This is a genomic window from Niveispirillum lacus (assembly GCF_002251795.1).
GTDB classification, from domain to species: Bacteria; Pseudomonadota; Alphaproteobacteria; order Azospirillales; family Azospirillaceae; genus Niveispirillum; species Niveispirillum lacus.
Window position 1 is genome coordinate 165,498 of record NZ_NOXU01000031.1, and the last position, 23,603, is coordinate 189,100.

Consider the following 23,603-nt stretch of genomic DNA (forward strand, 5'->3'; position numbering starts at 1 on the left):
CACCCCTCTTCCGCCTACGCGGGCGGGGGGTGTAACGGATGATCCATGTTCCACCACATTGACAGCCCCCAGAACCCGCAATTCAAGTCCTGGTCCGGGCTGCTGGAAAGCCGTGGCATCCGTAAACAGGGGCAATTCCTGCTGGCGGGGTTGAAGACCGTACCCGAAGCGCTGACGCGCTGGCCGCAGCACTTTACGCGCATCCTGATCCGCCATCCCGAATGGATCACGGACTGGCCGTTGCCCGACCATATTCAGCCTGTGGTGCTGGCTGGTCCCCTTTTCCGGGAACTGGATGTGTCGGGCACGGATTACCCGATCCTGGTGGGCACCCTGCCACCCATTGCGCAGGCCGACCTGTCCGCCCCGCCAAAGGGCCTGGAACTGGTCTGTGCCCTGGGGGACCCCGCCAATCTGGGGGCGCTGCTGCGCAGTGCGGCGGCCTTTGGCGCGTCCAAGGTCATCCTGCTGGAAGAAGCGGCCCACCCGTTCCACCCGAAATGCCTGCGCGCGGCCAGCAATGCCGTCTTTACGCTGGATATTGTGCGCGGTGGGCGCTGGGCGGCGCTGGATCAGGCGGCGGGGCCGCTGCTGGCGCTGGATGCCGGCGGCGATGATCTGGCCACCTTCCCCTGGCCCGAAGATGCCCGCCTGATCCTGGGTGAGGAAGGGCAGGGCGTGCCGCCGCAGGTCCCAGCGCAGCGTCTGACCATCGGCAGCACCGGCAATGTCGAAAGTTTGAACGCCACCGTTGCCGCGTCCATCGCGCTCTTCACCTATTACGCGGGCGGGCAATGACCAGCGGCCCCGGCGACACGCCCGAACCCGATCTGGCCGCCATCGCCGCCGATCTGTCGGAAAGTGTGGCTGCTTTGTCCACCGCCAGCGCGCTGGGCCTGCCCGATTTGCTGGCCCGCATCGATGCCCTGAAAGCACGGATTGGCAATCTGGAAACGAAGCTGCGGGCAGAGATTGAATTATCAGACTAATCGGCAAGGGACGGCATGGTATAGACCATTTGGCATGCTGTTGTTATTGGCCATAACCGACCTGTGACGATCAGGTTGGCGTTCCCGGCAGAATATCCACGCCTTAAGCATACCTTCATCATTTTGATGCACTATTGCATAGTTGAGGCGCCTTAGGGGCGCCTTTGTGCCATCGTGGTTGGAAGGCGGATGCATTATGGGTGTCATGATGTCGATCCAGGATTTGAACGATCTACGCCGTGACATTCTGTTCAAGGCGGACGAGATGCAGGCTGAGGCAGCACGGCTGGAAGCGACCAAGCCCGAAGAAGCGGCCAATCTGCGCCGCATTGCAGACCGTCTCGCCGTCTACATGCGCGACTATCTGGATGTGTCGAATGTCGAATGGATGCCGCCGATGAGCAGCCGTTCCCCTCATACCGGCCCGGCGTGACCAACCAGACGCTGCGGGACGCCCGCCCGCCGCATGACGCCAGATTGGCGGGGGTGATCCCTTTAACTGCTGCCCAGCAGACCGCCGACACTGTGTTTGTTTCGGCCGTCAATCCGGCTTAACCATCAGGCCCGCAGATAAAGTCCGTCAGGAAGCGGAACGAACCATTACCGATTCGTCCAGCCCGCTCACCCACCCACTGCGTCCTGTGCTTGGCCGTCAACGCCACAGAAACCATGTCCACCTGTCACCCCCCACGACCAGTGAGCGCATGTGATGGGCGTGGCTGACCTGAGCTGGAAACTCGTCACAAGGACAATCCGTCGGTTGACCCGACTAGGCTGGCTCCCTGAATGCTGGTGGCCCCTCCTCTGCGGCCAACCTGGTGCTTTATGTCCGACCGTCCCTTTCCGCTTTATGGCTTCAACCGCATTGATACGGCGCCGGTGACCCTGAGCGGTAAAGCCGCCAGGCTGGAACCGCTGGGATTGGAACATCTGGACGCGCTGTGTGCAGTGGGGCTGGTGGGGGAGATTTTCCGTTGGTATCCCAAGCCGGTGGCTAGCCGGGACGAAATGGCGGCCTGGATCGGCTTCGCCCTGGATGAGCAGCGGGCAGGGCGCATGCTGCCATTTGTGACCATTGATCAGGCAAGCGGTCGTATCGCCGGATCCACCCGCTTCCTGGCCATCGACCGGGCCAACCGGCATGTAGAGATCGGCTATACGTGGCTGGGTCAAGGGTTCCAGCGGTCAGGCCTGAATCGGAATGCCAAATACCTGATGCTGCGCCACGCGTTTGAGGAATGGGGCTGTATCCGGGTGGAGTTCAAAACCGATAGCAATAACCACCAGTCCCGCACCGCCCTGGCCGGTATTGGCGCAGTGGAGGAGGGCACTTTCCGCAACCATGTCGTTCGGGCAGACGGCAGCTTGCGCCATTCCGTTTATTTCTCCATCACAGACCGCGAATGGGCGGCGGTGGAGGAGCGGCTTAGGCCGCGCGGCCCGTGATGGCGCGTTCGACACCGCCAGCGACCGATTGCCAGCAGATATCGGCCAACGCTTTGCGCGACGGCACGGTTTCCAAAGATTGTGGTGGGTGGAACTCAACGGTCACTTGCAGCCGCCCGGCCCGGACCATCCGCCAGAGATGCGGGGGCAGTTCCATATCGCCATACCACGCATAGAGCTGCCGCCAAACATGGCCAAGGGGAATTCCGTCAAGGTGGGTGGCGGCCACGCTGACGGGCTGCACTGTCAGCGGCTTATCCCCAATCCGGGTCGCGGCAACCGCGAACAGGGCCGTCTTAAAGGGCAGAGTGCGGTTGCCGTCGCTGCTGGTACCTTCCGGGAACAGCACCAGACTATCGCCCGCCTGTAGACGCCCCTGGATCGTGTCGCGTTGTTCATCGGCCTTGTGCCGGGCCGTCCTGTCCACGAACACGGTGCGTTGCAGACGCGCCAGCAAGCCGAAGACCGGCCAGCCATCCACTTCCGACTTGGCGATGAAACTGACCGGAAGAACAGAGGTGAGGACCGGAATGTCCAGATACGATGAATGATTGGCGATGAACAGCACCGGCCCTTTGTCGGACGCCGGAGTACCCTTCACCACCACCTGCAAACCCAACATGCGGCAACAGACGCGATGGTAAAAGCGCGGGAACCGGGCCGCAGCGTCCCGCCTTGACAGGCGCAACAGCGCGACCTGCACTGGAATGCAGGCCAGGGTCCAGAGGCCGTAGAGGACCAGACGCGACAACCCCAGCATGGTCGAGCCGATATTCATGCCAGTGTGCCCGCCGCCTCTATCCTGGATCAGATCAGCGACGAGCCCCTGCGCTCATAATGGCGCAGGTACTTGTCGGTCATCATGTCCGTCTTCACGACGATGGAGACATCTGTGGTGTTGAACTGATGGTCCACGACCGCGCCTTCGCCCACAAAACCACCCAGCCGCAGATAGCCCTTGATCAGAGCCGGCACTTCATTGATGCCCCGGCGCGGGTCGATCTCATGCTCTTCCATCATCGCCATTTCGACATAGCGGTGGGGCAGGGCCACCGGGCGCAGCGCCGGCGGGGCCAGATGATGGTAGTAGAGGTAAGATAATGGCAGAGCCAGCGCCTTAGGATCGGTTCCTGGCAAGCTGGCACAGCCAAACATCAGCTTGATGTCATAATGGGCTGAATAGGCGGCGATACCACGCCAGAGCAACTGCATGGTGCCGCGGCTACGGTAATTCAGGTCCACGCAGGAGCGGCCCAGTTCCAACACTTCGCCGGGATATTCCTCAATCCGCGAGATGTCATATTCATCGGACGAGTAGAAGGACCCGGCGCGCGCCGCCGTGGCCCGGCGGATCAGCCGGTAAGTGCCGACCACGGCGTCACTGCTGCTGCCAAGGCTGCGGTCGATGACCAGCAGATGGTCGCACAGCGTATCGAACATGTCGAAGTCACGCCGTTGCGCGGCCATGTCCGCCGATGGCTTTGCCGCCATCTCCTCATAGAAGACGCGGTAGCGCAGGCGCTGGGCTGCTGTGACCTCGGCGGCGGTCTCCGCCAGACGAACCTCGAGATTGCCAGCGCGCAGTTCGCCGGAAATCAGGGCATCGGTGGAAATGATGTCAGCCATGCTCTCACATATTCTGGGTAGCCGGCACGAGACGGAAACGACCATCCTTGCCATCTGTCCCGCTTTCACGGGCAGCGGGCGCCGCAGTCACCGCCGTCATGCATTGGCATAACACGAACTGCGGCAAGCCGGTCAACCCACTGTGTCACAGGGCAGGGGCCGATCACGAAAGTTTCATGCCCCTGTCCCGCAACTATCAAAGATCTGCGGGGGTATGCGGGTAGGTGCGGCACGGTGCCATGCACAAATCACATTGGTAAAAGCGGTCATAGCCCGCGTTTCGACACATGATCCGCAGCCAGCAACGGGCCCGGAACGAGAAAGGGGCGACCCGGCAGGCCGCCCCTCTTCCCCTCGACCCGTCCGCCCGGTGGCGGGAACGGGACTTTACTCGTCGTCGCCAGCGCGGCGGGCGCGGGTGCCCAGACCAATCTGCTTGGCCAAGCGCGAACGCTGCTTGGCATAGTTCGGGGCGACCATCGGATAGTCGGGGGGGAGGCCCCAACGGTCACGATATTCTTCCGGTGACATATTGTAGGCCGTCTTCAGATGGCGCTTCAGCATCTTCAGCTTCTTGCCGTCTTCAAGACAGACGATGTATTCCGGCGTCACCGACTTCTTGATGGCAACGGCCGGCTGCGGCTTCTCGCTCTGTACCACGGGCTCTGTGCCGATGTTGGCCAGAGTCCTGTAAACTTGGTCAATCAGCGCCGGAAGATCGGTGATTGCGACTGTATTGTTCGAGACATGGGCCGCGACGATTTCCGTCGTGAGAGACAAAAGTTCGGGCGAGGAGGATGCGTTGGTCATGTATCATTGCTCCAACCAAAAAACTCGTTCGTGATATAAGTCTTATCTCAATATCATGCAATATCGATTTGGCAGAATATCAAAGGAATCGATGCTCGTGACAACCGTACCAGACCAGTTTCTCGACATAACCGCGCTTGTATGTCCGATGACATTCGTCAGGACGAAACTTGCCGTGGAACGGCTTGAGCCTGGTCAAGTCCTTGAAGTGCGTATGAATTTCGGCGAACCATCGCGCAATGTTCCGGCCAGTCTACGCGAACACGGCTATGTCGTTGCGGATCCGCAACCGGAGAATCCCGCGAGTCCGGACGGGGTTCAGCGGCTTTTGGTCAAGAAGCCTTAACCAACTCACTCTAGATCCAGGTCAATGGCCATGACGTTTGCGTCAATCGATTGGCCGCCATGCTGATAATAACCGCGCCGCTGGCCGGCACTTTGAAAGCCACACAAAGCATAAAGGCCGATTGCCGCTGTATTTGTGACAGCCACTTCTAGGAAACAGCGCGTCACACCCTGTTGCGCCAGATAGGACAGGCCCTGGCGCAGCAGCGCCTTGCCCCCCCCCTTGCCCTGCGCGGCGGGATCGGTGCCCAGGGTCAACAGCTCCCCTTCATCCAGAACATGCCGCCAGAGTGAAAGGGCCAGCGGTGTTCCTTGCACCGTCAGGATAAAGCCGGCTGTTCCGGGGGTGGCCAGCAATGACGCAAAGGCGCTCGCCGGCCATGCCGGGCCCGACAAGGCGGGATCGGCAAAGGCCCGTGCATGCAACTCCGCAAGTATTTCCGCATGGACCAGACCCGCAGGCACAATCATCGGATTGTCCAGCATGGCTCAGCCCTGCTTCGACAAGGTCACGTCGGGTGGACGCAGATAGAATGGATCGGCGACACGGTTGGCAATGCCAACCGCGTTTTGCCCGGCGGCGATCCGGGCCGTGGCAATGGCTTCTGCCGCACCTGTCGTCTCCACCACGGCCACATGGCCCGCCCATGGCCCCAGGGCCGCAGCCGCCCGCGCCGCTGCATCGCCCACGATCAGCAGCGGCGCGGGCGGAAGGTGGGCGGCCGCATAGGCCGCAAGGTCGGCTGGCAGCACGTCCGCCGGCGCGTCAAGGGGAGCGAGGTCGTCGGCAAAAGGCTGCAAAAAAAGGTCCTCACGCCGGCTCTCGATCGCGGCCAGCAGCGTGTATCTCTGCCGGACAGCGGGGTCCAGTCCGTGGACCGCAGCCTCCAATGTCGTCACCCCGACCAGCGGACAGCCGGCAGCCAATGCGAAGCCCCGCGCAGCGGCCAGCCCGACCCGCAGGCCCGTGAAGGTCCCAGGCCCCACGGTCACCCCGATACGCGACAGGTCGGAAAAGCTCTTTCCGGCATCGGCCAGTACGGTCTGAACCATGGGTACCAGCTTTTCTGCCAGCCCACGCTGCATGGTTTCCGCTCGTACAGCCAGGGTCTGCTGCGACCTTTGATCCCACAAGGCGACCGCGCAGGCGCTTGTTGCCGTATCCAGGCCAAGCGTGATCATGTGCTGCTGCTATGTTTCATCTGTTCCCTCACCCGCCGGCCCTTCAACAGCATGTGCCTAAGTGAAGAGTTGTTGGTGTAAGGTTGTCACCGCAATCACAAAGGGCACGCATGTTTTTCGTTACCATTGCCCCACCGGCATTTGATGTCGATCTTGATCTTCGCTATGCCACGGCGGACAATCTGACGGGAAGGCCGATCTTTGCGCGGCCGCTCTGCCTGCTGCATCCGGACGCCGCAGTGGCGCTGGGCCGTTCCATTCGCCTCGCCTCCGCCCAGGGACTGAGGTTGAGGATCTTTGATGGCTACCGCCCGCCTTCTGCGCAATGGGCATTGTGGACGGCGTTGCCTGACCCGACCTTCATTGCCGATCCGCGCACGGGGTCCAGCCATGGGCGCGGCGTGGCCATCGACCTGACCCTGGCCACACCCGATGGCACAGTGCTGGAGATGGGGACCGATTTCGACGATATGCGACCCCTTGCCTATCACGCTGATACCAGTATCAGTGTGGTGGCCCAGCGTAATCGGGCCTTGCTGCTGGGCATCATGGCGGCGGCGGGGTGGCAGCATTACGCCTATGAATGGTGGCATTACCAGTTGCCCGCCGCGGCCGCTTATCCGTTGGTTGAAGACGGGGCGCTGGGGCCGCCGCTTATGGGTTCGGGGAAGTCATCACCAGGGTAATAGGCGCGGGTGAAATAAAGTCCGTCGGCCGGGGCTGTTTGCCCTGCCGCCGACCGATCGCGCGCTGCCAACGCTGCCGATACATCGTCCGCATCCCAGCGGCCTTCACCCACCATTTTCAGTGTGCCGACCATGTTGCGCACCTGGTGATGCAAAAACGACCGGGCACGCGCCACGATCCTCACCTCTTCTCCCATCCGGCTGACCGTCAGTTCCGCCAGGGTTTTAACGGGACTGGCCGCCTGGCAGAGCGAGGCGCGGAAACTGCTGAAATCATGCCGGCCAATCAGGCGCTGGGCTGCCATATGCATGGCTTTTTCATCCAGCGGGTGGCTGATCAGCCAAGACCGTCCTGCATCCAGCGCCAACGGCGCTCGCCGGTTGGTGATACGGTACAGGTAGGATCGACCGATGCAGGTGAATCGGGCGTGGAAATCAGGTTCCACTGCCTCTGCTTTCAGGACGGCAATGGGATTGGGTTTCAGATGGAAATTCAAGGCGTCCCGCACCTTGTCTGCGCTGACCGGCTTTTCCAGATCAAAACTGGCGACCATGCCAGTGGCATGCACACCGCTGTCGGTGCGCCCGGCGGCATGCACGGTCACCACCTCCTGTGAGAACCGGGTCACTGCCTCTTCCAGACAACCCTGGACGGAGGGGCCATGGTCCTGTCGCTGCCATCCCAGAAAGGATGTGCCATTGAACTCGACCGTGATTTTCCAGCGTTGGGACATGGGTGCGGAGGCCTTCACTGACAAACGGCCCCAGCGATGCAACCGGTAGCGGCCTCCGTCAACAGGCTTTTCTTTCCCATGATGGCGGTCACAGTGGTAAACAGAAATACCGGATATAAATATCGCCCATACCATCGGAAGGGGAAACCGCGATCATGGCGAGAATTGAAGCTTTTTCCGAGGCGGTGGGGCAGGGTTTTGCACAAGCGTTGCTGGAGGTGACCGTCAAGAGCCTGGGCGACCTGTTTGTGGGACTGGGTAAGGCGGCGGTGGATGGCGTGCGCAACCTCAATCTGCAGCCGCAGATGGGCACCTTATTCGCCGACCGGCTGAACGGGACTGATGGCAATGATGTGATCAGCGCCGGATGGGGTAATGATACCGTGCGCGGTGGCGCCGGCACAGATCTTATCGACGGCGGCAAGGGCGATGATGTGCTGGATGGCGGGGCCGGGTCCGACATCTTGACCGGCGGGTCGGGTCGTGATCGCTTTACCTTTGCACTGTCCGATCTGCGCGCCGGCGACCGCGATGTACTGATCGATATCGGCAAGGGCGAGCGGGTGGATTTCGACGTTGCCGGCGAAACGGCCCTGCGCATCAATGGCACGGCCCTGTCGGCCCTAACGGCGGATACGGCGCTGCCGACCTTTTTGCTGGCGGGCACCACCAACATTGCCCAGATCAATGGCCATATTGTCATCGATCTGAATAATGATGGCCGCTACGATGCCGCGCAGGACCATACGATCATCATTCCGGACGGGCTGTCGGTCCGCTATGACGCAGGGGCTGACTGGTTCGTCATTGCCTGAGCAGCGGGGCGCCGCCGTTAAGGTCCCGTGAAGCGGCGGTCATGAAGCAGGCTGGGCACCATACGCCGTGCCTCTTCCACCTTGGAGAGGTCTAAGTCGGCCAGGATCACGCCGGGTTCTTCGCCCGCATCGGCCAGTACCTCTCCCCACGGGCTGATGATGACGGAATGGCCATAGGTCCCGCGCCCGCCATCATGGGTGCCGGTCTGGGCCGGCGCCAGAACGAAGCACCCTGTCTCAATTGCACGAGCCCGCAGCAGCACATGCCAATGGGCACGGCCCGTAGGCACGGTAAAGGCGGCGGGCACGGTGATGATGCTGGCGCCAGCCTTGGCCAGGGCGCGGTAAAGATAGGCAAAGCGAACATCGTAGCAGATGGACAGGCCCAGCCCACCCCAGGGTGTGGCCGCCACGACCGCCTGTTCACCGGGGCGGTAGGTGGCGCTTTCGCGATAGCTCTCACCCCCCGCCAGATCCACATCGAACATGTGGATTTTGTCGTACCGTGCCGTGATCTCGCCGTCGGGGTTGATCACAAAGGCGCGGTTGGCCACGCGCCCGTCGGGCAGCAGACAGCCCAGCGTGCCGGTCATGATCCAGGCCCCGGTTTCACGTGCCAGATCGCGGAAATGCCGAACGCCAGGATGGTCTTCCTCCGGCTTCACGCGGGCCAGGATATTCTCCCGCCCCTGCACCATCAGGGACACATTCTCCGGCAGGCAGACAAGCTGCGCGCCCTGGGCCACTGCCTGATGCACAAAGGCGCCCGCCTGTTCCAGGTTCGGCAGGATTTCCGGCCCGGCATTTACCTGAACCAGGGCGACACGGACGCTGGTGGGGCTGTCACGCATGCCGATCAGGCCCCGATGCCCAGCAGCGGGTCCAGTTTGCCTGCCTTGTCCAGCGCATGGGTATCATCGCAGCCGCCAATATGCTGCCCGTCAATGAAGACCTGCGGCACGCTGGTGCGGCCGCCGGCACGGTCTGTCATTTCCGAGCGGCGGGCCGGTTCGGCCATCACATCAATCTCGATATACTGGACGCCCTTGCTGTCCAGCAGGCGCTTGGCACGGGTGCAATAGCCACACCAGGGGCTGGTATAAATCTCGACCTTGGGCGCGCTCATCGTGACACTGATCCTGCATTCATGAAGATTTGCTGACGATACTATGAAGGTGCCGGGACCGCCGGCAAAGGGCAAGGTCTTGCAAGGCACCCTTGTTGAAGACTCAGCCTGCTTGTTCCCCTGCCTCTTCCAGGGTCACGGGTTTCACGACCCGCGACAGGGTCAGCACATCCACCGCACGTGCCCCCGCCCGGCGCAGGGTGCGGGCGCATTCGCCTACCGTGGCCCCTGTGGTGAACACATCGTCGATCAGCAGGATACGGGCATCCTTAACGCGGCCCGCACAGCGCGGGTTGATGGCGAAGGCGCTCTGCACGTTGCGGGCCCGGCCCTTTGCCGTCAGACCGCCCTGGCTAGGCGTGGCGCGGCGACGGATCAGCAGGTCGGGAATGGCCGTTCGTCCGGTCAGCCGTCCCAGTTCCAGGGCCAGCAGTGCCGACTGGTTGTAGCGGCGCTTCAGCAATCGCCATCGGTGCAACGGCACCGGAACAATGATGACATCTGATTCGAGCAGAAGAACCGCCCCCGCCCGTGCTAGCCATTGCGCAAAGGCCGGGGCGCAGTCGGTCCGATCCCCATGCTTGAAACCTAATACCAGTGACCGGCTGGCATTATCGTACACGAAGACTGATCGGCAACGGTCGAACAGGGGTGGGCGGGCGAGGCAGGCGCCGCAGACCAGATTGGTTGCGCCGTCACCTGTGAGATCATAGTCGAAGGGCAGGCCGCAGCGGGCGCAATGCGGGGCTGAAATGAAACCGATCCCCTGCCAGCAGGTGGGGCAAAGCGCGCCCGCCACACCCACCTCCACCCCGCAGCACAGGCAGCGGGGCGGCAGGACAAGGTCCAGCAACCGGGCCATACCGCTGCGCAGATGCGGCCACATGTCACCCAGACGTGTAGAAGCAGTATGAAACATGCCTTCAGGTTAACAGCCCCGCCGCCCGGCGGCAAGAAGACGAGTTTGGCAGCACTTAGCTGACCCGGCTGCTAATTCATTGATAATAAACATACTATTCACAAATCTGAAAAATGATGGCAGCCTCTTTTTGTGGGGCGGCTTGACCGCTCCGGATGTGCGGAAGGAGGTCGCATGATCATTTCCCAGTCCACCCTATCGCGGCAGTTGCAGGATTACCGCCTGACCACGGCTGAAATCCTTTATCATATGCCCGATCACCCCGGCCTGTTGCAGACCTATGTCTGGCAGGAACTTGATTTAGCGCCGCGCTACCCTGTGCTGCGCCAATTCCTAGATTTCTGGAGCCGCAATCTGGATGGCAAGCTGCATTCGGTGCGCGTGGCCAACCTGGACCTGATCAGCCCCGGCAGCCTGCGCCATGTGGACGCGCTGATGACCCTGCAATAGGATCAGGGCTGTGCGGCGGCTGTGTCGGTCAGGCGGCGGGCGATCATGCGGCGTTGCCGGTTCATATGGGTATCTACCGGCGCCTGATAGAGGCCGCGCAGCAGGGATTTATCCCATTCCGTTAGGGTCAGGGTGGCCTTCTGTCCAGATTGGAACAGGTTCAGGATGCTGGGCAATGGGGTTTCAGCATCGGCAGCGAAGCCCCCCATCACCCGCAGGCCAACATGGTCCGCCACGGCGGAAAGCGGGAGGCCACGCAGCGCGCCGGCGTCCAGAACGATCATGGTCCGGAACAGCTCGATCCGCGTCTGCTTGCCCAGTCGCGAAAGGCTGCCGGGTGCTGCGCGAATGGAACTGGCACTGGAGAGGGGGCCGGCCATGTCCAACGCATCGGGCGTATTCCCATACTTACCGTTTATCACGGTCACATGCCACATCCGAACGGCCCTATCCTGGACCAGTGCCTTGCGAACCTGGGCGATTGGTGTGGGCTTAAACAGCCGTTCCTGGCGTTCCAGCATCAGATCGACCAGCCGGTCGGGCTGGTCGGTCAGCAGCACGACGACATTGGGCCGGCAATCCGATGGTGGTGCGGGCATTTCAACCAGCTCGCTCACTGTCTGCATATGGCGGTGGAATACCCGCTCCTGCGCCGCGCTGAAGCCGCGATAGGCGACACAGATCGGGTGGTGCCAGCGGGCCAGTTGCCGTTCGCGCGTATCCGGCAAGGCTTGCCCCACAAAGGCCGCGATCTCCATTTCGTCGGGGGCCTCCACGATGATCTCGGGCAACAGTTCGGGCGATGGTGCCTGTGTTATGGCCAAGGCCGTCGCCGGCAGCAGCAGGGCAAAGCAAAGCGAGAGCCAGCGACCGACCATGTGTGATCTCCTTAAGCGGGAAATAATTTGGTATTTGTACAATTATCAGGATATATAGACCTGTCTGATCGGCGGGGCCGGTCAGGGCTGTGCAGCGGCTGTGTCGGTCAGACGGCGGGCGATTTGCCGGCGCTGGGGATCGATATGGCCAGAGACGGGAGCAGCATAGAGTTCGCGCAGCAGGGCACGGTCCCAATCTGTCAGGTTCACCGGCTGCGGACGCTCACCCTGAAACAGATTCAGGATGGTTGGAATCGTCGCCTGCTGGGTATCGGCCGCGAAGGCTCCCATCAACCGCATCCCGACATGACTGGCCACGCTTTCCACCGACTTGCCAGCCAAGGCCGGACGGTCCATTACCACCATAGCCCAAAGCAGGTCGGTGCGCATGATCTTGCCGAGCCGTGAGTTCTCGGGTGGACCGCGACGTTGCTCCACGATGGGATTGCCATATTCGTCCTGTTTCTGTGGGCCATTGTTCAGCGCCCCCGTCTTGATCGTCGTATACCAGATGCGGACGGCATGCTGCTCTCCCAACGCGGCGCGGACATCGTCGGTGGAGGCTGGCCGGAACATATAGCCATAGCGCTTCATCATCCTGTCGACCAACAGGTCCGGGTCATCGATCAGGATGATGATGACATTGGGCCGGCAACCAGAAACCGGTGCTTCGAGGCCGCCAATGGCCGCTATGGACTGTATCTGTTGCTGGAAACGCTCTGCCATGGTTGGGCTAAAGCCGCGCATGGCAACGCATAATGGGTTATGCCAGCGCGCCAGCTGGCGATTGCGGTTTTCCGGTAAAACCTGTCCCACGAAGGCGACAATCTCCTCCTCTCCCGGAGCCTCCACCACAATTTCAGGCAGCAGGTCGGGCCGTCCGTCCTGCGCCCGTGTCGGCAGTGCCAGCAGGGAAAGAAGAAGCAGGGACACACAGCGGCGGCTTGGCATGTGGGTGTATCCATTAAGGTTATCTTTATTATAGTCCTACAACCCAGTGCACCTGTAAACCTGTCCGATCGGCGGAGGCGGGGTGCCGCGATGCTTTCCCGCCGGCTTCCAGCGGCGCATGATGGGACAAAGCCATCAGAAGGAAGCGCCATGATCGATCTCTACACCGCCGCCACGCCTAACGGGCACAAGGTCTCCTGCACGCTGGAGGAACTGGGCCTGCCCTACACGCTGCATGTTGTGTCGCTCGCGAAGAACGAGCAGAAGGAACCCTGGTTCCTGGCCATGAACCCCAATGGCCGCATCCCGGTGATTGTGGACCGGGCGGAAGAGCATACGGTGTTCGAATCGGGTGCAATTATGATCTGGCTGGCGGAAAAGACAGGTCGCCTGATGCCCACCGACGCCAAAGGCCGTTCACGCGTTCTGCAATGGCTGATGTTTCAGATGGGCGGGGTAGGGCCGATGATGGGGCAGGCCAACGTCTTCCACCGCTATTTCCCGGAAAAGATCCCCGCCGCCATCGACCGTTACCAGAAAGAAGCCAAGCGGCTGCTGACCGTGCTGGACGGAAGGCTGAAGGATCATGAATTCCTGGCCGGTGATTTCTCCATCGCCGATATCGCCAATTGGTGCTGGGCCCGGACGCATGACTGGTCAGGCGTGGCCATTGATGACTTGCCGCACCTGTCACGTTGGATCGCCCAAATTGATGCCCGACCTGGCTGTGCTGCTGGTCTGCAAAAGCCGCCCAAGAATGTGACGGCGGCGGAACTGGTGCAGTCGGCGCAGAACATCGTCGTGCGCTGAAGGCTCACCCCTCGCGGCGGCGCTTCAACAACACATAATAGGCGCCGCCGCCGCCATGTTGCGGTTGGGCTTGATGCACGGACAGAATCAGCGGGCTGATGTCCGCCTCGCGAAGCCAGCGCGGCACCGACAGGCGCAGCACCCCTTCTCCCCGGGGCATCTGGCCCTTGCCGGTGATGACCAGTACCATGCGCCGGCCCATCACATGCGACCGGCGGACAAATCCGATCAGGGCTTGGTGGGCCTCGCTCTGTGTCAGGCCATGCAGGTCGATGCGTCCATCAATGCCCATCCGGCCCTTGCGCACCTTTTCGTCGGTGCGCTTATCAACCCCGGCGACACGGCCCAGGGTTGACGGTGCCAGTTGGACACTAACCTTGCCCTTTTCCTTCACCGGCACCTTGCGCAACAGTTCTGCCAGACGGTCGGCTGGCGCCTGGACCGGGGCCGCGGGCAGGGGCGGAAGGGTGCGCACTGCGGTTACGGCCGGCGCCGCTGTAACCGGTCGGGACGGCTTCGCCGGGGTGGGGCGGCGTTTGCCGGCAATTGGCGTGGCATCGCGCACCACCAGCCGCCATAATTCCAACTCGGCGTCGGTTGGGGCCTTGGGACGACGGTGATCATTCATGGAAGGGCGGCGTCCGGTTCGCCCACCAGGATGACATGCAACTGTCCGTCGCCGGCCCCTGTGGCCAGACACACACGGGATGGCATGCCAAGCCCTCTGGCCTGCTGGCGGATCGCCATGCCATGCCAAGCATCGTCAAGCGTGCCAACAATATGGTGCAAGGGCAGGATCACGATCTGTAGGGGCGGCAGGAGCAGCAGGCCAGCGGCCTGATCGGACCCGCTGGGTATCACCAGCGTCCCTGTCTCCGCAACGCCGGCCAGCGCCGCACTGACGCCGACCTGATCCCCGGTTCGCGCAACGCCGAAGCTCAGCGTCAGACGCGGCCGCCGGTCCCAGGGGATCGCCCGAAGCCAGGGACTACCGGCTACCCGCACGGTTGCGGGCATCCCAAGGGCCTTCAGATGGTCGGCCACCGCATGGGGCACGCGGGCTGTGTCGGCCACCCGCTCGACACTGGCACCGGCGGCGATGGCACGCTTTCCGAACTGCTCAATCAGGCCCAGGTTGGTCAAACCACCAGCCATGCTGACCAATGGGCGGCTGTCGGCCACCGGCCCCATACCCGCCACGGCTGTGCATACCCGCGTCAGGATCTGTTTTCGGCTATCCATGACCGGCATCCCGCCACCGCGCCTGAAAGCTGCCCCCACGCCGCTGCAAACGGCACAGCATGGAGGTTGCCCGGCGATACAGAACCGGGAAACGCGATAGGGTCCGCCAGATCCAACCGGCACGCTGAGCCAGGCCGGGAAGTGCTGCCATACTAGCGTCCAGCAGATCAGTCCGACCATTGTCCAGCAGGACCAGATGGAAATGATCCGGTCCGTCCGCCTCGTCGGTGGCGCGCGGGCCCGTAGCGAACAGTACCCGGCTTGGTCCATCAGACCCTTGCGGCAAAACCTGAAGAATCTGCCCGGCATCGGACAAGGTGGCTGCGATCTGGTCGATGGCCGCCACCACGATCTGGCAGCGGGCCAAAAGAAGATGCGCCTTGCCATCGCTGGGAAGAATGACGGCACTGCCGGTTTCTGCCACAAGAAAAAGGGCGCCGGAAATGCCGATCAGCGGAACGGACATCATTCCCGACCCGGTCATCCCATCGCGCGCCAGGGCCTCCTCCAGCCCGATCTCTATCAGCAGGGGGGAATGGTCCAGCATGGCAGGGCCAATTCCATGGTCCAGGCAGAGCTGCCGGATGAGGGATACAGCGTCTGGACCGTCACTGGCCCAATGGACCCGCCCGCCACTCTCAGTCAGTTGCGCCTCAACCGAGCGCAAATGCTGATCCAAGTGGCGCAGCGTGCGGTCCCGCGTGCGGGTCACCTGCAGTCCCGGCCTGTCCGGGCATGGTTCAGCGTGAGGGGCCAGCAGATCGGCCAGATCATGGCAGCGGGCGGCCATGTGGCGCGCCCGGTCCGCCCAGACGGGATCAACAGACAGCAATGCAGGATAGTGGTCGCGGACCATGGCCGCACAGGCACGATGGGGCACGGCGATGGACGCGCAGCCAGCGAAGGCGTTAATCATGCCCCGTGCCAGGATGGCAGCGCCCTGCCGATCCCCCCGTTCCAGCATGGTACGGCCACAGCATCCCTGCGCCGGAACAGTCACCGTATGGCCTTTCACCCGCAGTTTCTCTGCTGCTGTGAACCCGGCTTCCGGGCAGCACAGATCCACCGGACAAGTGACCAGCAGGCCGGTCGGGTGCGGGTGGGAGGATGGCATAAGTGCAAGGGTTCCGGCTGGTGTCGAAGCCGCCCCAGACTACATGATCCGATACCCGTCCGGGGCGGAAATTACGGCGGGAACAAGCCATTGATCCGCCCTGGGGGCCACCAGAACGGTGTCAGGAAGGCATCTGTGCCGGCAGGCGGCAGCGGATCGTGCTGCCGTTCTGTCCGTCGCTGTCGATCTCCACGCTGCCGCCATGCAGCTCGATGAAACTTTTCACCAGCGAAAGACCGAGACCGGCCCCGGCAGAGCCGCTATTGCCCGCACTGCCGCGTTCAAAACGTTCGAAGACCCGGCTCTGTTCTTCGTTGCCAATGCCAAGGCCTGTATCGGAAACGGCCAGCACCACCTGCTCCGCGTGACGCTCGGCTGACAGGGTTATGCGGCCGCCAGCGGGCGTAAATTTGATGGCGTTGGAGACAAGGTTAAACAACGCCTGCTTCAACCGCTTTTCATCGCCTTGCATGCTGCCGGTCTGGTCTGAGACCTCGACCCGCAGATCCAGCCCCTGTTTACGGGCCCAGTCGCGTGTCAGGCCGGCGACCGAATGCAGGAGTTGCGGGATGTCGAATGTCTCATGTTCCAACACCATGAAGCCGGCTTCGATGGTTGCCAGGTCCAGAATGTCATTCACCAGAGACAGAAGCCGGCGGCTGGCCTCCAGCACACCCTTGGCATATTCCTGCTGCCGGTTGTTGAGTGGGCCGAAATACTGGTTATGCAGTATCTCGGCGAAACCCATGATGGCGTTCAGGGGCGTGCGTAACTGGTAGGAGACATTGGCAATGAATTCCGCCTTAAGCCTGTCGGCAGCTTCCAGTGCCTCGTTGGAAGATCGCAGCGCGGTTTCCACTTTATCGCTGTCGGTCACATCCAGGCAGGAGAACAGCACAGCGCCGTCGGGAAGCGGCACCAGGGCGTAACGCAATACAGATCCGTCCATACGGCGCATGATCCCGGCATCGGCCGCCCGTTCCAGTAAACGGCCAACCAGTCGGTCCCGCTCCGCCGGCCAATCGCCGCCCGGGTCCAGGAAAGGTCGGATCAGTTCGGCCAACCGGGTGGCGTGGGGTTCGCCGCGTACCTGCTCGGCGTCCACCGACCAGACACGCTGGAACGCCGGATTGCAGAGTTTCAGGCGGCCGTCGCCGCCGAAGACGGCGACCCCTTCGGCCAGATTGTCCAGCGTCTCCTGCTGTACCGCCATCAACGTGTTGTAAGAGCTTTCCAAGGCCAGCGTGTGGGTCACATCCTCGGCTACGAACATCAGGCCGCCGAAGGGATGGGGCACAACCAGGGAGCGCAGCGTCCGCCCGTCAGGCAGATGCATCAGTTCTTCCATCGGTTCGATCAGGGAGGTGAACAGACCCACCTGTTGCTTTTTCCACCGCGGGAAATCCGCTTCCTCGGTCAGTTTGCGCCGCGCCCGCAGATCCTCCAGCACCTCCCCAAAAGTCGGTTCATCGGCCAGCCAGCCCGTATCCATGTCCCACAGCCGTGCATAGGCGTGGTTGTGGAACTTGATCCGCATGTCCGGGCCGTAAATGGCTATAGCGGACCCCAATTGGTGCAGCACCTCGCCATGCGCATCAATATGGCGGGTCAGTTCGTCCTTCAGTCCACGTTCGTGGGTGCGGTCTACGGCCATGCCGATCATGCCGCCCTGGGGTAGTGGGATCTCGGTCAGATGATACAACCGGCGATCCCCATCGACGACCAGGAACCGATCCTCGCCCTGGGCTGCGCCCACCTCTTTTGCGCGCATGGCCAGGTCGCGCGGGCCCCCGAAAAGCCCACCACCTGGCAATTCCCGCCCCGTCTCCAGCACCTGCTCCGGCGTGCTGTCCAGAAGATGGGCAAAGGCCGCGTTGCACCAGTCCAGGTCCAGCGCCGCGCCACGCCGCCACAAGGGCAAGGGTAGGGCGGACAGCAAGGTGCGCAGCCGGTCCAGTTCGGCCCCCTGCGCCGCATAGATTTCCTGTCGCCGAACCTGTTCCTGGCCCTGGACCGTGATGTCGCGCAACCAGAGGACATGCAAGGTGACCCCATTCGCCGCTTTTCCGCGCCGGCCGCTTGCCTGGAAAAATTTAGACCCATCGGCCAGCCGCACATTGATCTGAAATGCCTGACCGCTGTCCCGCAGGTGGCGAAAGGAGCCGTGCAGCGCGGCGGCATCGCTGGGCGCCAGCGCATGTTCCACATCATCCAGGCGGCGGACCTGCTCAAGGCCGAGGCACGCTGCAAATCCAGTGGAAATGGCCAGATCGCCGGCCCCACCGATGGCGAACCACGGATCGGGCGAGGCGTCCAGCAGGGCCAGCAGTCGGGCGTTTTCGCCTTCTGCCTCCAGCAGGTCCAGGTCCCGCCCACGGCCCCAGGCCAGCAGGCGAAGGAACATGGCCGCGATGGTGAGCAGCAGTGCCACGGCCATCAGGGCAAGCACCGGCGATTGCGCCTCCCACAGGGGGAGCAGCATCCAACCGATCCCTGCCAGCCCCAGCAGGGCCGCAGCGGCAATCGCGATAACGGGGGCGACAGCGGGCTTCACAAGGACGCAGTTTAGGGGGTGAAATCATTGAAATGCAAGCGGCAGCCGCAGCATCGCCCGCAGGGTGCCACCCCGTCGCGCTTGACTGCGCCCCCGGCCTCCCCACATAGCAGGCAGCGTTTGTATGTCCTTCCAAGTGAGCGGTGATGAGCAGTAATTCAAATCCCCACGACCCGATCCAATGGCATGGCACAACGATCCTATCCGTGCGTAAGGGGGGGCATGTGGTGATCGCCGGCGATGGGCAGGTGTCAATGGGGCCGACGGTGATGAAGTCGAATGCCCGCAAAGTACGCCGTTTGGCCGGTGGGTCTGTCATGGCCGGCTTTGCCGGGGCCACCGCCGATGCCTTCGCGCTGTTTGAACGGTTGGAGGCCAAACTGGAGCAGCATCCGGGTCAGTTGACCCGTGCGGCCGTGGAAATGGCCAAGGACTGGCGCACTGACCGTTACCTGCGCCGTCTGGAGGCGCTGATGGCTGTCGCCGACAAGGATGTTTCGCTGGTTATCACCGGTAACGGCGATGTTCTGGAACCGGAAGACGGCATTATTGGCATTGGATCGGGTGGTTCATACGCATTGGCCGCTGCGCGCGCGCTGATTGATATTGAAAGTTTCGATGCCGAAATGATAGCGCGGCGCGCAATGAAAGTGGCAGCCGACATCTGTGTTTATACCAACCATTCTGTCACGTTGGAGAAGATGTGATGAGTGCCGCCGCTTTCTCCCCGCGTGAGATCGTTTCGGAGCTGGATCGATACATTATCGGCCAGAATGAAGCCAAACGTGCCGTCGCCATCGCACTGCGTAATCGCTGGCGCCGGCAGCAGTTGACGGGCCAGATGCGCGAGGAAGTCTATCCCAAGAACATCTTGATGATCGGTCCTACCGGCGTCGGCAAGACAGAGATTGCGCGCCGCCTCGCCAAGCTATCCCAGGCGCCCTTCGTGAAGGTGGAAGCCACCAAGTTCACCGAAGTCGGCTATGTCGGCCGCGATGTGGAACAGATCATCCGCGATCTGGTTGAAGCCGCCATTGTGATGACCCGCACCCGTCTGCGCCAGGAAGTGGCGGCCAAGGCCGAGTTGCATGCCGAGGAACGGGTACTGGATGCGCTCGTTGGCGAACAGGCATCGTCTGAAACACGAGCGAAGTTCCGTAAACAGTTGCGTGAAGGGACCTTGAACGAGCGGGAAATCGAAATCCAGGTCGCCGACAATGCTGTTCCTGGCCTGCCGACCTTTGATGTACCCGGCATGCCGGGTGCACAGATGGGCATGGTCAATCTGGGTGATATTTTCGGCAAGGCCTTTGGCGGCGGTCGTACCAAGACCCGCAAGATGAGTGTGGCTGAAAGCTACGATCTGCTGATGGCTGAGGAGAGCGACAAGCTTCTCGACAATGAGAAGGTTGTCGCCGATGCCATCCATGCGGTGGAGCAGAACGGCATTGTCTTCCTGGACGAAATCGACAAGATCTGCGCCCGCAGCGAACATCGCGGCGGCGGCGACGTCTCACGCGAAGGGGTACAACGTGATCTGCTGCCCCTGATCGAAGGCACGGTTGTCTCCACAAAGCATGGGGCGGTAAAGACCGACCATATCCTGTTCATCGCCAGTGGCGCCTTTCATGTCGCCAAGCCCAGCGATCTTCTGCCTGAGCTGCAGGGGCGCCTGCCTATCCGGGTGAATTTGCAACCGCTGTCCCAGGCCGATTTCCGTCGTATCCTGACGGAGCCGGAATGCAGCCTGATCAAGCAATACATCGCCTTGTTGAAGACCGAGGAGGTGGACCTGGTGTTCACCGACGATGCGATCGACGAACTGGCACGGCTTGCGGCGGAAATCAACCGCACGGTGGAGAACATTGGCGCCCGTCGGCTGCACACTGTCATGGAACGGCTGTTGGAAGAGATCAGTTTCGCGGCGACCGAGAAAAGCGGCGAGGTGATCACGGTAGATGCCGATTACGTGAAGCGGCAACTTGACGGCCTGTCGCAGAACATGGACTTGTCGAAGTTCATTCTTTGATGGCTTGCTGTCTTGACAGCAGGCGCCGGCGTGCGACCGTGCCCGTCAAGACAGCCTCCTCAAGGTCCGATCCAAGGTCGGTGTGGCTCCACGCAGCCCGACCCTACACTTTGCGTGCATGGATATCAGCGATGATCTCCCGCGCGGCATTGTGGCCGGGTGCGCCGGTGACGCCACCACCGGGATGGGTGCCCGACCCGCACTGGTATAGAGCCTTGATCGGCGTGCGGTAATCGGCATGGCCCAGCATGGGGCGGGCAGAGAAAATCTGGTTAAGGTCAAGGGCACCGTGGAAGATATCGCCGCCGACCAGGCCAAAGGTGCGCTCCAGGTCAAGCGGGCTGTTGATCTGCCGGCCGATCACCGCTGCCTTGAAGTTGGGGGCATAACGGGTAACGGTCTCGATCATCAGATCGGCCACTTCCTCTCGATGGTCATCCCATGATCGCCCGTCAGGCAGGTCCGGGGCCACATGCTGACAAAACAGGCTCGCCACATGTTGGCCCTTGGGCGCCAAGCTGTCATCCAGGGTGGAAGGGATCAGCACCTCCACAATTGGCCGCTGTGACCAGCCATCGCGCCGGGCATCCATGTAGGCGCGGTCCATGTAGTCCAGGCCAGGTGCGATGATGATGCCCGCCGTGTGGTGGGGGGCGCGTGCCTTGCCAGGTAGGGCGGTGAAGTCGGGTAACTCCGAAAGAGCCACATTCATCCGGAAGGTCCCAGACCCGCAGCGCCAGTTGGTGATGCGGCGATGGAACTCCGCCGGCTGGTCATTCGCTGACACCAGTTGCCCGAACAGCAGCCGTGGGTTCAGGTTGGAGACCACCAGCCGGGCGCGCACAGCCTCACCTTTGTCCGTCACCACGCCAGTGGCCCGGCCCTTTTCGACAATCACTTCATTCACGGCGGCGTCGGTGATGATCTCGACCCCTGCCGCCGTGGCAGCCTTTGCCATGGCCTGGGTGATGGCGCCCATGCCGCCGATGGCATGACCCCAAGCCCCTTTTTTACCATTCACCTCGCCGAAAACATGGTGCAACAGCACATAGGCGGAGCCCGGTGTATAGGGGCTGGCAAAATTGCCGACGATGCTGTCAAAGCCGAAGGCGGCCTTGATGGGCATGCTGTCAAACCATCGGTCCAGATAATGGCCCGCCGACATGGCGAACAGGTCCAGCAACTCCCGCTGCAGGTCGATATCCAGCCGGTTCAACCGTCCGCCGACCTTGGCCAGTTTCAGCATTTCCGGTAAGGCCGCGAAGACGCCGCCCTGCACCAGATTGGGCGGGGTCTGCAGGACCATGTCGCGCAACACATCGGCAATAGCGCCCGTCACCCGGTCGTAATCATCCAGCCGGTCGGCATCGCGGGTGGAAAACCGGGCCACTTCCCGCTTTGTCAGGCCGTTGCCACCGGTTTGCAGGCAGCTACCGTCGTCAAATGGCAGGAAATTCGACACTTCCCGTTCCACAACCCGCAGCCCGTGCGCCGTCAACCCCATATCAGCGATGACCTTCGGGTTCAGCAGCGAGACGGTGTAGGAGGCGACCGAATTGCGAAAGCCGGGATGGAATTCCTCGGTCACAGCAGCACCACCCACCACATGCCGGCGCTCCAGCACCGTCACCTTCAGGCCGGCCTGGGCCAAATAAAAGGCGCAGACCAATCCGTTATGGCCGCCACCGATGATTACGACATCGCGCATCAACCCTGTCCTCCTGAATGTCTTCCGCTCCATCCCGGTGGCGGCGCCTGGGGAAGCCTGCTTTCGGGGATCAATGACCGCATGCGTCGGGCGAAGGATCGCAGGCTGACCTCATTGCGACCCAGCGGGCCTGTGACATAGGCGCGGCTGCCCATACCCTGCTGTACCCGTTCGATCAGTTCCTTGTCCTCCAGGCTGACCTGACGGTTGATGCGCCAATTGGCATAACGAACGGCCCGCATTTCCCGCCTGTCATCGGCATGCACATAGGCGATTTCCCGGATCACACAGTCGGTAGGGGAGACCGGTATCCATTGCATAAAATCGATCTGGTCGGGATAGATGTCGAAGGCCTGGTTGGGCCAGAGCTTGAAATAGGTCCACAGGCGCTGCCGCTCCGTCGGCAGGTGTGGAACCGACGGCAGATAGGTCTGATAGAAACGTTCCGACCGGTTCTTGGAGGGGAGATCGACCAGATGGCCCCACATCTTGTCCACCCATTCCTGCGCCTCCAGCCCGTATCCCTGGCCGAACAGCCTGGTCAGACCCGGATGGGCGACGTTGATATGCAGACTATCGGAATAGTTGTCGCCGACATTCTTCCAATTGACCGCGCGCGGTCGCAGGGTGACACGGCCCAGGGGCTGTAAAGCCTCCATCCGATAGGGTCCGATTTCGTGGCTGTAGGGTGCCATCATGGTCGCCACTGACGGACCACCATGATCTTCCAGACGGATGAAGATGAAGCCCTGCCACACTTCATGCTGCACCGGCCGGAGCGGATAATCCTCAAGCTGGAAGTCAGGAAATTCGCGGCGGTGAGGCACCCCGGTCAACCGGCCGATGCTATCATAAGTCCAGGCATGGTAGGGGCAGGTGATGCGCCGGCCGCACTGACCCGCCGGTCCGTCTAGCAACCGGGCAGCGCGGTGGCGGCAGAAATTGTGGAACGCCCGGACCTGTCCATCTTCCCCTCGCAGGACGATGACGCTTTCGCCAAGGAAGTCGAGGCTGTGATAATCGCCCGTATGCGGAATGTCATTCAGATGGCAGACAATCTGCCAGCTACGACGGAAAATTACCTCCCGCTCCACGGCCAGGAAATCGGCGTCACGGTAAATCCAGCCTGGCAGGCTGAGGTCATCCTGCGCGATGGGTGGGGCTTCACCTTGCATCGGATCTGACTCCC

28 protein-coding genes are annotated in these 23,603 nt (G+C 62.0%); 11 read left to right on the forward strand and 17 right to left on the reverse strand.

Annotated features, from left to right (window positions below; all coding sequences use genetic code 11):
- Positions 1-45: 45 nt before the first annotated feature.
- The 4 genes from CHU95_RS16525 (at position 46) to CHU95_RS16540 (ending at position 2,435) form a co-directional block, all read left to right on the forward strand.
- The gene (locus CHU95_RS16525) at positions 46-798 is read left to right on the forward strand and encodes a TrmH family RNA methyltransferase (RefSeq protein WP_094457445.1); all 753 of its coding nucleotides are present in this window, start codon (positions 46-48) and stop codon (positions 796-798) included.
- On the forward strand, positions 795-989 hold the full coding sequence (locus CHU95_RS16530) for a hypothetical protein (protein ID WP_094457446.1): 195 nt from the start codon (positions 795-797) through the stop codon (positions 987-989). Before CHU95_RS16525 ends, CHU95_RS16530 begins: the two co-directional genes overlap by 4 nt.
- Positions 990-1,185: 196 nt before the next feature.
- Positions 1,186-1,422, forward strand: a complete 237-nt coding sequence (locus tag CHU95_RS16535; RefSeq protein ID WP_094457447.1) for a hypothetical protein — start codon at positions 1,186-1,188, stop codon at positions 1,420-1,422.
- 392 nt (positions 1,423-1,814) lie between these two features.
- Entirely contained in the window at positions 1,815-2,435 is a 621-nt protein-coding gene (locus CHU95_RS16540; protein WP_094457448.1) for a GNAT family N-acetyltransferase, read from the forward strand.
- Here CHU95_RS16540 and CHU95_RS16545 read toward each other — a convergent pair.
- From CHU95_RS16545 to CHU95_RS16555, 3 genes are all read right to left on the reverse strand, one after another.
- On the reverse strand, positions 2,416-3,213 hold the full coding sequence (locus tag CHU95_RS16545) for a lysophospholipid acyltransferase family protein (protein WP_094457449.1): 798 nt from the start codon (positions 3,211-3,213) through the stop codon (positions 2,416-2,418). The genes CHU95_RS16540 and CHU95_RS16545 overlap by 20 nt on opposite strands.
- Before the next feature lie 29 nt (positions 3,214-3,242).
- Complete coding sequence (locus CHU95_RS16550) at positions 3,243-4,061, reverse strand: GNAT family N-acetyltransferase (RefSeq protein WP_094457450.1); 819 nt, start codon at positions 4,059-4,061, stop codon at positions 3,243-3,245.
- A 387-nt stretch (positions 4,062-4,448) separates the two neighbouring features.
- Positions 4,449-4,871 carry a Ros/MucR family transcriptional regulator gene (locus tag CHU95_RS16555; protein WP_094457451.1) on the reverse strand — a complete coding sequence of 141 codons (423 nt, stop codon included), beginning with the start codon at positions 4,869-4,871 and terminating at the stop codon, positions 4,449-4,451.
- A gap of 91 nt (positions 4,872-4,962) precedes the next feature.
- On the opposite strand from CHU95_RS16555, the gene CHU95_RS16560 reads away from it, so the two are divergent.
- Positions 4,963-5,217: a sulfurtransferase TusA family protein gene (locus CHU95_RS16560; RefSeq protein ID WP_094457452.1), complete on the forward strand. Its 255-nt coding sequence runs from the start codon at positions 4,963-4,965 to the stop codon at positions 5,215-5,217.
- Positions 5,218-5,222: 5 nt separating this feature from the next.
- Here the strand turns inward: CHU95_RS16560 and CHU95_RS16565 are convergent, their stop codons facing one another.
- The gene (locus CHU95_RS16565) at positions 5,223-5,687 is read right to left on the reverse strand and encodes a GNAT family N-acetyltransferase (protein WP_245838345.1); all 465 of its coding nucleotides are present in this window, start codon (positions 5,685-5,687) and stop codon (positions 5,223-5,225) included.
- An 18-nt stretch (positions 5,688-5,705) separates the two neighbouring features.
- On the reverse strand, positions 5,706-6,398 hold the full coding sequence (tsaB, locus tag CHU95_RS16570; RefSeq protein WP_094457454.1) for a tRNA (adenosine(37)-N6)-threonylcarbamoyltransferase complex dimerization subunit type 1 TsaB: 693 nt from the start codon (positions 6,396-6,398) through the stop codon (positions 5,706-5,708).
- Between the two features lie 110 nt (positions 6,399-6,508).
- On the opposite strand from tsaB, the gene ddpX reads away from it, so the two are divergent.
- The gene (gene ddpX, locus CHU95_RS16575) at positions 6,509-7,084 is read left to right on the forward strand and encodes a D-alanyl-D-alanine dipeptidase (protein ID WP_094457455.1); all 576 of its coding nucleotides are present in this window, start codon (positions 6,509-6,511) and stop codon (positions 7,082-7,084) included.
- On the opposite strand, the gene truA is transcribed toward ddpX, so the two are convergent.
- The gene (gene truA / locus CHU95_RS16580) at positions 7,015-7,818 is read right to left on the reverse strand and encodes a tRNA pseudouridine(38-40) synthase TruA (RefSeq protein ID WP_094457456.1); all 804 of its coding nucleotides are present in this window, start codon (positions 7,816-7,818) and stop codon (positions 7,015-7,017) included. The two genes, ddpX and truA, sit on opposite strands and share 70 nt — an antisense overlap.
- 155 nt (positions 7,819-7,973) lie before the next feature.
- Here truA and CHU95_RS23090 point away from each other — a divergent pair, with 155 nt between their 5' ends.
- Entirely contained in the window at positions 7,974-8,633 is a 660-nt protein-coding gene (locus tag CHU95_RS23090; RefSeq protein ID WP_094457457.1) for a calcium-binding protein, read from the forward strand.
- 17 nt (positions 8,634-8,650) lie between these two features.
- On the opposite strand, the gene CHU95_RS16590 is transcribed toward CHU95_RS23090, so the two are convergent.
- The 3 genes from CHU95_RS16590 to CHU95_RS16600 form a co-directional block, all read right to left on the reverse strand.
- Complete coding sequence (locus CHU95_RS16590) at positions 8,651-9,484, reverse strand: carbon-nitrogen hydrolase family protein (RefSeq protein WP_094457458.1); 834 nt, start codon at positions 9,482-9,484, stop codon at positions 8,651-8,653.
- Between the two features lie 5 nt (positions 9,485-9,489).
- Entirely contained in the window at positions 9,490-9,759 is a 270-nt protein-coding gene (gene grxC / locus CHU95_RS16595) for a glutaredoxin 3 (protein ID WP_094457459.1), read from the reverse strand.
- Between the two features lie 103 nt (positions 9,760-9,862).
- A complete protein-coding gene (locus CHU95_RS16600) occupies positions 9,863-10,678 on the reverse strand; it encodes a ComF family protein (protein WP_245838348.1) in 816 nt (271 codons plus the stop codon).
- 174 nt (positions 10,679-10,852) lie between these two features.
- On the opposite strand from CHU95_RS16600, the gene CHU95_RS16605 reads away from it, so the two are divergent.
- A complete protein-coding gene (locus CHU95_RS16605) occupies positions 10,853-11,128 on the forward strand; it encodes an usg protein (protein ID WP_094457461.1) in 276 nt (91 codons plus the stop codon).
- A gap of 2 nt (positions 11,129-11,130) precedes the next feature.
- Here the strand turns inward: CHU95_RS16605 and CHU95_RS16610 are convergent, their stop codons facing one another.
- Complete coding sequence (locus CHU95_RS16610) at positions 11,131-12,006, reverse strand: hypothetical protein (protein ID WP_094457462.1); 876 nt, start codon at positions 12,004-12,006, stop codon at positions 11,131-11,133.
- Between the two features lie 81 nt (positions 12,007-12,087).
- The gene (locus CHU95_RS16615) at positions 12,088-12,957 is read right to left on the reverse strand and encodes a hypothetical protein (RefSeq protein WP_094457463.1); all 870 of its coding nucleotides are present in this window, start codon (positions 12,955-12,957) and stop codon (positions 12,088-12,090) included.
- 150 nt (positions 12,958-13,107) lie between these two features.
- Between CHU95_RS16615 and CHU95_RS16620 the strand changes: the two genes are divergently transcribed.
- Complete coding sequence (locus CHU95_RS16620; RefSeq protein WP_094457464.1) at positions 13,108-13,767, forward strand: glutathione S-transferase family protein; 660 nt, start codon at positions 13,108-13,110, stop codon at positions 13,765-13,767.
- A 4-nt stretch (positions 13,768-13,771) separates the two neighbouring features.
- On the opposite strand, the gene CHU95_RS16625 is transcribed toward CHU95_RS16620, so the two are convergent.
- From CHU95_RS16625 to CHU95_RS16640, 4 genes are all read right to left on the reverse strand, one after another.
- On the reverse strand, positions 13,772-14,395 hold the full coding sequence (locus CHU95_RS16625; RefSeq protein ID WP_094457465.1) for a Smr/MutS family protein: 624 nt from the start codon (positions 14,393-14,395) through the stop codon (positions 13,772-13,774).
- Positions 14,392-15,009: an LUD domain-containing protein gene (locus CHU95_RS16630; protein WP_165772229.1), complete on the reverse strand. Its 618-nt coding sequence runs from the start codon at positions 15,007-15,009 to the stop codon at positions 14,392-14,394. Before CHU95_RS16630 ends, CHU95_RS16625 begins: the two co-directional genes overlap by 4 nt.
- Entirely contained in the window at positions 15,002-16,123 is a 1,122-nt protein-coding gene (locus CHU95_RS16635) for an LUD domain-containing protein (protein ID WP_094457467.1), read from the reverse strand. The genes CHU95_RS16630 and CHU95_RS16635 overlap by 8 nt, the downstream gene beginning before the upstream one ends.
- 121 nt (positions 16,124-16,244) lie before the next feature.
- Entirely contained in the window at positions 16,245-18,605 is a 2,361-nt protein-coding gene (locus CHU95_RS16640) for a PAS domain-containing sensor histidine kinase (protein WP_165772230.1), read from the reverse strand.
- Positions 18,606-18,823: 218 nt separating this feature from the next.
- Between CHU95_RS16640 and hslV the strand changes: the two genes are divergently transcribed.
- Together hslV and hslU are read left to right on the forward strand one after the other, a co-directional pair.
- Positions 18,824-19,384, forward strand: a complete 561-nt coding sequence (gene hslV / locus CHU95_RS16645; protein WP_094457468.1) for an ATP-dependent protease subunit HslV — start codon at positions 18,824-18,826, stop codon at positions 19,382-19,384.
- Positions 19,384-20,706, forward strand: a complete 1,323-nt coding sequence (hslU, locus tag CHU95_RS16650) for an ATP-dependent protease ATPase subunit HslU (RefSeq protein ID WP_094457469.1) — start codon at positions 19,384-19,386, stop codon at positions 20,704-20,706. Before hslV ends, hslU begins: the two co-directional genes overlap by 1 nt.
- Before the next feature lie 103 nt (positions 20,707-20,809).
- On the opposite strand, the gene CHU95_RS16655 is transcribed toward hslU, so the two are convergent.
- Both CHU95_RS16655 and CHU95_RS16660 read right to left on the reverse strand, forming a co-directional pair.
- Positions 20,810-22,414, reverse strand: a complete 1,605-nt coding sequence (locus tag CHU95_RS16655) for a phytoene desaturase family protein (RefSeq protein ID WP_094457470.1) — start codon at positions 22,412-22,414, stop codon at positions 20,810-20,812.
- Positions 22,414-23,589 (reverse strand): aromatic ring-hydroxylating oxygenase subunit alpha, encoded by a 1,176-nt coding sequence (locus CHU95_RS16660; RefSeq protein WP_094457471.1) that lies wholly within the window; start codon positions 23,587-23,589, stop codon positions 22,414-22,416. Before CHU95_RS16660 ends, CHU95_RS16655 begins: the two co-directional genes overlap by 1 nt.
- Positions 23,590-23,603 lie beyond the last annotated feature (14 nt).